General features: G+C 34.6%; 1 protein-coding gene and 1 pseudogene. Both read left to right on the top strand.

Annotation, left to right across the window (positions count from 1 at the left end; genetic code table 11):
- Window positions 1-1,582 (top strand): annotated as a pseudogene (gene glyS / locus WGMM_RS07175) (glycine--tRNA ligase subunit beta); the annotation flags it as partial.
- A partial coding sequence (uvrC, locus tag WGMM_RS00570) for an excinuclease ABC subunit UvrC (protein ID WP_038248418.1) occupies window positions 1,566-3,169 on the top strand: 1,604 nt, incomplete at its 3' end. The pseudogene glyS and the gene uvrC, both read left to right, overlap by 17 nt.

The following is a 3,169-nucleotide window of genomic DNA, read 5'->3' as shown; positions in this document are numbered from 1 at the left end:
CCATCGATTTCTCTCAAGTGGTACGGCGCTTACTGTTAAAACACCTAAAGACTATTTTGAATTGCTAGAAAAAAACAGTGTAATTCTCCAAAATGGACAAAAGAAAGCAATTTATACTAGATCAGATTAATAAATTCACAAAAGAGCAGAATTTACAACTTGAGAAAAATGATTATCTACTGAATGAATTAACGGGGCTTATAGAGTGGCCAATCGTACTGTTTGGTGAAGTAAATCAAGAAAAGTCATTTGGATTACCGAAGGAAGTAATACTTAGTATAGTTAATACACAACAAAAATACCTTGCTTTAAGTAATGGAGAGAGAATTTCACACTTTGTCACTGTTGTCAACGTCAACAATGGTGAAGTTGTTGAAGGGCACGAAAGAATATTAGAAGCACGTCTTGCTGATGCCCAATTTTTAATATCTCAAGATAAAAAGGAAAATCTAGATTATTATGTCAAAAATATTAGGTTCGATATTATTTCATGCTTCTCTTGGCAGCGTGGGGGAAAAGGTGAAACGTATTACGGCTCTGTCAAAGTATATAGCCATATTTATTCCACATGCTTCGCTGATAAAAGTTGAACGTGCTGCATATTTGGCAAAAGCTGATTTGGCAACATCGATAGTAAGAGAGTTTCCAGAATTACAAGGAGTAATGGGTGGATATTATGCTTCTTATTTTCAAGAAGATAGAGAAATAGTGGAAGCTATAACTGAACACTATAAGCCAATCGGGCCAGAACAGGAGTGTCCTAAATCCCCTTCAGCAATTGCTGTGTCAATTGCAGACAAAGTGGATAGCTTAGTTGGTTTAATTGCAGCAGGTGAGAAAATCTCTGGTTCGTATGATCAGTTTGGTTTGCGGAGAATGACAATTGGTATCATTAGGACAATATTTGAAAATAATTTGTATATTCCAATTAGGCTAATGATAGACAAGTCAGTACCTTTATATTCAAGGTTTCTATTTAATAAAAATACACCGTCAGTTGATAAGCCAAATAGAAAACAAATTTTAGAACTAGTATTAAGATCCTGCTTAGAAAGATTCAAGGTTATTTTAAAAAATGGAGATATAAGGCAAGATATTGTAGATTCAATACTATATAAAATCGGTGTTAATGGTCTGCTGACATCAGAAAAGAAAACTGTTATATTGGATCGTTATCTTAGTACGCCAGAAAGTGAACAGATTCTAAGCACTTACAAAGGAGTCAGTAACATGATGAGCAAAGTAAGAAAAAGTGATGGCACTACTTATAGTGCATCTTACGGAAAGAGGTTTTCGATTGAAAGTGAAGAAATCGCGTTATCAAATTGTGCTATAACTGCTTGTAAAAACATAAAATAAGCAGTGAAAAATAACCACTTTAATGTAGTACTTGCTTGTAGAACTTGCTGGTTTTGCTCCGTTTATCAATCGGTTTATGGACACTGTAAAGATTAACTGTGATTCTGATAAGGTGAGAAGAAACAGATTATCTTTGCTTAAAAATGTAGTTTCCATCTTTCATTTAGTAGCAGATTTTAACCTCATACAGGTTAAGCAATGGATAAATGCTCAGGCAATATAAAGAACAAATCAAATCATCTCCACAGTCCTGCGGCGTGTATAAGATGGTTGGAGATAATAATAAAGTTTTATATGTTGGAAAAGCAAAAAACTTGAAGTCGAGGTTATCCGACTACCTTCAATTCGAAAACCTTTCTGAACGAATTAGAGTTATGCTCTTACAGGTTATTAAGGTTGAAATATTCATCACTGAGAATGAAATCGAAGCACTGCTTCTTGAAGCACAGCTAATAAAATCATTGAAACCACTTTATAATATTGTGCTCAAGGATGGAAAATTTTATCCTTATATAACAATTTCCAAGCACGATTATCCAAGAATAGCAAAATATAGAGGCAAATTTAAGAAGAATGAGTTTCATTATTATGGTCCCTTTACATCTGCTGCTGCTGTTAAGCAAACTATATTGTCATTGCAAAAAGCTTTTCTCCTAAGAGTATGTTCAGATCAATACTTTTCCTCAACAAAAAGACCATGTATTGAATATCAAATTAAGCGCTGCTCAGCACCATGCGTAGATAAAATCACAAAAGACGACTACTGCCAATCAGTAAAACAGGCACGAAATACATTGCTTGGAAGAAATAAGGAAGTGAAAGAACAGTTACTTTTCACAATGAGAAAGTGCAGCAGTGAAGAAAACTATGAGCTTGCTGCTATATATAGAGATCGGGTAAAGTTTCTTGAGCAAATTCAAATACAGCACACGGATTTTTCTTTTGAAAAAGATGCAGATTTCTTCAGTATTGTACGTGAAGAGGATCTAGCATGTATTAGTGTGTTATCGTTTAGAAATAAAGACAACTACGGCAGCACTCCTTACTTTGCTGAGAACTGTGGTGATCACTCAAATGATGAAATTTTATCCACCTTTTTGGTCAATTTTTGTAATTCAGCTAACATACCTCCAATACAAATTTACGTTCCAGATTCTATTGTGGATAAGGAAATTATAGAACAAGCACTATATAAGGTTGCTCAAAAGCCAGTAAAAGTTCTGCATGCAAAGAATAAAAAAGAGCGTGATTTATTGAAATTTGTTTATGATAACTCTCAGCATAGCTTAGAGCAGAAGCTTATCGATTATAGAAATAACCTAGAAAAGCTTGAGGAGCTTAGCAAAATCTTCTTGTTACCAAATATTCCAAAGCGTATTGAAGTTTATGACAATAGCCATATATTTGGAAATCAACAAATTGGTGTAATGGTTGTTGCAGGGCAGGAGGGTTTTTTAAAGAGTGAGTACAGAAAATTTACTATAAAGGAAAAATTTTCAGGCGATGACTATAAAATGATGAGGGAAGTGCTAACCAGACGTTTCTCCGGCAATATAAAAGGCATAATACCTGATTTTTTACTAATTGATGGTGGACCAGGACATGTTTCCATAGTACAGAATGTACTGGAAGTATTGAATATAAACGTTCCTTTTGCTTGTATGGCAAAAGGTCCTGATCGTAACGCAGGAAATGAAAGATTTTATATGCTGGGCAGGGAAGAATTCAGTCTGGCAAATGACAGCAAAGTCATGCTTTACTTACAATCGCTGCGTAATGAAGCCCACCGTTTTGCGATAACTTCACATAG

The organism is Wolbachia endosymbiont of Glossina morsitans morsitans, assembly GCF_000689175.1.
Lineage (GTDB): Bacteria > Pseudomonadota > Alphaproteobacteria > Rickettsiales > Anaplasmataceae > Wolbachia > Wolbachia pipientis.
This window is presented reverse-complemented; position numbering and strand designations above follow the sequence as displayed.